This is a genomic window from Arthrobacter sp. (assembly GCF_031179985.1).
GTDB lineage: Bacteria > Actinomycetota > Actinomycetes > Actinomycetales > Micrococcaceae > Arthrobacter.
In genome coordinates, this window is sequence record NZ_JAPSHJ010000018.1 from 1,870 (window position 1) to 3,924 (window position 2,055).

Genomic DNA, 2,055 nt, shown 5'->3' on the forward strand with positions numbered 1-2,055 from the left:
TCTCCGCAGTGAGTGGGATTTTCATCGAGGCCGCCAATCATCGTGAGGGCGGCATCCGGGAACGCCGCTGTGGTCATACGTCACGCTAGGCTCCGGGTGTTTCCACGACGCTACGGCAGCGGGACGGAACTGTTTAAGTGCTGTTTCGCTGCAGTGGCCCGCTTGGACGTTGCCCCAAAGCAGGGTAGACACGTGGATAGAAGGCTGGCATGGAGGAGACCTGCGTGAGCGATGAGACGTTTGACCTGGTGATCCGGGGCCAACACGTACTGACCCCGGACGGAACAGCACCGCGGGAAGTGGGCGTCCGCGCTGGAAAGATTCTGGCCGTCGAGCCGCTGGGGTATGGCCTGACCGGCGGTGAAGTGGTGGAGCTGTCCGACGACGAAAGCCTTATTCCAGGCCTTGTGGACACCCACGTCCACATCAATGAGCCCGGCCGTACGGAGTGGGAGGGTTTCGCGTCAGCCACCCGCGCCGCAGCTGCAGGCGGCGTGACCACCATCATCGACATGCCGCTCAACAGCATTCCTCCCACCACCACGGTTGAGGCTCTGAAACTCAAACGCGAAACCGCCACAGACCAGGCCTTTGTGGATGTGGGCTTCTGGGGAGGAGCCATCCCCGGCAACAAGGCTGACCTGCGGCCACTGCATGCCGAGGGTGTTTTCGGCTTCAAGTGTTTCCTGCTGCACTCCGGGGTGGACGAATTCCCTCAGCTGGGTGCGGACGAGATGGAAGAGGACATGGCCGAGCTCAAGTCCTTCGATTCATTGATGATCGTCCATGCCGAAGACCCCCACACCATCGACGCGGCACCCGGCGCCGACGGCATCAGCTACTCCGGCTTCCTTGCCTCCCGCCCCCGCGATGCCGAGAACCGGGCCATCACGGAGGTGATCGAGCGGGCCCGCCGGACAGGTGCCCGTGCACACATACTTCACCTGTCGTCGTCGGACGCGCTGCCCCTGATTGCCGCCGCAAAGCGCGACGGCGTCCGCCTCACCGCGGAGACGTGCCCCCACTACCTCACGCTCACTGCCGAGGAGATTCCCGACGGCGCCACCGCCTTCAAGTGCTGCCCGCCCATCCGGGAGGCCTCCAACCGTGAACGCCTCTGGGAGGGCCTCCTGGACGGAACCATCGACTTCATCGCCTCGGACCACTCCCCCAGCACCCTTGACCTGAAGGACCTGGAACACGGGGACTTCGCGGTGGCCTGGGGCGGGGTATCCTCGCTTCAGCTGGGCCTGTCCCTCATCTGGACCGAAGCCCGGCAGCGCGGCATCCCGCTGGACCAGGTGATCTCCTGGATGGCTGCAAAGCCTGCAGAACTTGTCCGGCTGCGGGATAAGGGGCAGATCGCAGAGGGTATCGACGCCGATTTCGCCGTCTTCGCCCCGGACGAACGGTTCGTCGTGGACGCCTCCAGGCTGAAGCACAAGAACCCCATCACCCCGTACGACGGAAGGGAACTTTCCGGTGTAATCCACCGGACCTACCTGCGCGGCAACCTGGTGGATTTCAGGAGTCCGCGGGGCCGGTTGATCCGCAGGCCGGGCGTCTGAACGGAACGTTTTTTGAGGGCTGAGGAATACTGCATGTGACGGCGGAGTTGATCTCAGAGACGACCACCGGTTTCACTTATTACGATTGATTCCAAGTAATCTCCTTAAGGACCACTATGAGCCCGAACCTGATCAACAAGCTGCGGCCCGGATCACAGGCCCCTGATTTCAGCCTGCTCGACGCCGCCGGCAACAAGATCTCGCTGTCGGATTACCACGGCAAAAACGTGATTGTTTACTTCTACCCTGAAGCTGCGACCCCTGGCTGCACTACCGAGGCCTGCGATTTCCGCGACAATCTTGCGTCCTTCAAGGGCTCCGGCTACGAGGTGCTGGGAGTGTCCCCGGACGCCCCCGAAAAGCTCTCCCGCTTTACCGGTGATTTCTCCCTGACGTTCCCCCTGCTGGCTGACGAGGACCACGCCGTGGCATTGGCCTACGGCGCCTGGGGAGAGAAGCTGGTCGACGGCGAGGTCCGCGAGGGCAT

General features: G+C 63.0%; 2 protein-coding genes. Both read left to right on the forward strand.

What is annotated here, in order from left to right:
* The first annotated feature begins 224 nt into the window (after positions 1 to 224).
* Positions 225 to 1,568 (forward strand): allantoinase AllB, encoded by a 1,344-nt coding sequence (allB, locus tag RIN13_RS10290; RefSeq protein ID WP_309107237.1) that lies wholly within the window; start codon positions 225 to 227, stop codon positions 1,566 to 1,568.
* Positions 1,569 to 1,684: 116 nt separating this feature from the next.
* A partial coding sequence (locus tag RIN13_RS10295) for a redoxin domain-containing protein (protein WP_309107238.1) occupies positions 1,685 to 2,055 on the forward strand: 371 nt, incomplete at its 3' end.